Origin of the sequence: Prevotella sp. 885 (assembly GCF_002265625.1) — a bacterium.
Classification (GTDB): domain Bacteria; phylum Bacteroidota; class Bacteroidia; order Bacteroidales; family Bacteroidaceae; genus Prevotella.
Genome location: NZ_NOVE01000108.1, coordinates 1 through 2141 on the forward strand (window position 1 = coordinate 1; position 2141 = coordinate 2141).

At 35.8% G+C, this 2141-nt stretch carries 1 protein-coding gene; it reads left to right on the top strand.

Annotation, left to right across the window (positions count from 1 at the left end):
* Positions 1-2021, top strand: a 2021-nt coding sequence (locus CHL74_RS15200; protein WP_141241361.1) for a GIY-YIG nuclease family protein, incomplete at its 5' end; no start/stop codon positions are given.
* Positions 2022-2141: the final 120 nt, after the last annotated feature.

Here is a 2141-nt window from a genome sequence, read left to right on the forward strand (position 1 = left end):
AAACCGTTTTTGAAGAAAGCAAAAAGTATTCTTCACGATCAGAATTCAAAAAAATGAGTTCTGGTGCATTCCGTATTGCGTATATGAATGGGTGGTTAGATGAAATGAACTGGTTGATATACCCAGCACCAAAGCCAATCAAATGGACGAAGGAGGCTGTATTTGAAGAATCAAAAAAATATTCATCTATAAATGATTTTAATCTTAAAAATGCTTCTGCATATACAGTTGCACGGAAAAATGGGTGGTTAGATGAAATGATATGGTTAAAAAGGAAATATGTTATTCGTGGTTTTTGGCAATCACGTGAGAATGTCTTTAATGAATCTCATAAGTATAGAACTTTAAAAGAATTCAGAGAAGGTTGTTCTACTGCCTATTATTCTGCAATAAGAAAAGGATGGTTGGACGAAATGACTTGGCTAAAGAGAGCTGAACGCAAACCTGATGGTTATTGGAAAATCAAAGAAAACGTTTTTGAGGAATCTCACAAATACAACACGACTACAGATTTTTGTAATGCTAATTATCTCGCATATAAAAATGCACTTGACAACGGATGGTTGGATGAAATGATATGGTTGAAGAAAAATCGAAGGCAGAAAAATGGATATTGGCAGAATAAGGAGAATGTCTTCAATGAAGCAAAAAAATACAAGTATAAAAGTGATTTCCACCGCAAGGCCCCGTCTGCTTATGTTACCGCATTGAAAAAAGGGTGGCTTCTTGAGATGACATGGTTTCAGCCCAAGGGAAACGAACGGGCCATCGAAGGATCTATACACATTATTTATGTTTATATTGATGAGGATAAGAAGTGTGCTTATGTGGGAGCCACCAACAATATTGAACGCAGAGATTATGAGCATAGAACACAAAGCAATGATACTGTTTTTAAATATTTTGCAAACGAAGACAAAGATGTTCCCAAATATAAGATATTGAGGGAAGGACTTACTGTTGTAGAAAGACAGCGTGAAGAGCGAATACAGTCTCTTTATTACAGAGATATACTTCATTATACATTGCTCAATAATATAAATGCTACGGGTGAAAACACGGGGTCTTTAGGAAGTCTTGTATATAAATGGACAAGAAGCAAAGTAATAAGAGAAGCAGAAAAATATAAAACGCCAACAGAGTTTTTTACAAATTCAGCTGGTGCTTATGATGCTGCTCTGAAATACAAAATGATGAATAAAGAAACATTTCCTTGGTTCTACAGCAAACGAATGCCTCCGCGCTGGTGGAATGTAAAAGAACACGTCTTTGAAGAATCAAAGAAATATAAAACTTGGAATGATTTCTTTTGGAAGGCATCTGCTGCTCATTTTTCTGCAAGAAAACATAAGTGGGAATCTGAAATGACATGGCTTGCTCATGATCGAGCGACACAAGGCTATTGGCAAAATGAAGAACATGTCATTGAAGAATCTAAAAAGTATTCCACGAGAACAGACTTCTTTAAAGGTTGCCATGCCGCTTATGATTATGCTTTCAAACATAATCTATGGGCAAAAATGCCTTGGATAAAGACTAAAGTGAAAGAACAAGGATATTGGACAAGAGAACGTGTGTTCGAAGAAGGAGCCAAATATTCAACCAAAAAGGCGTTTAAAAAAATGGCGTCAACTGCTTATTCAAAGGCTGTAAAAAACAAGTGGATAGACGAAATGACTTGGTTTGTTTCCGATGTTAAGCCTATGGGATATTGGCAGAATAAACAGATAGTAATTGAAGAGTCACGCAAATATTCTTCACGTAGCGGGTTTAGATGGGGATCAACAAGTGCATACAATTCTGCTATTAGTAATGGTTGGATTGATGAAATGACATGGTTGAAGCGTCCGCAGAATTACAATTTTAAGTGGTCTCGTGAAAACGTGTTTATGGAATCACAGAAGTATAATTCTCGTAGCGCTTTTAAAAAAGGATGTCCATCTGCATATAGAGTTGCAAATAAAAATGGATGGTTAGACGAAATGGTCTGGCTAAAACAAAAGTGTAACAAAAATCGTTAATAAATGGACGATGTCAAATTCAAAACATCAGAGCATTGGTTTGAAATTGTAAGAATCAATGAAGTGTAGAAAAGGTATTCATTAGTGTCCCATTAAAAAAGGGACACTAATTACGCTTAT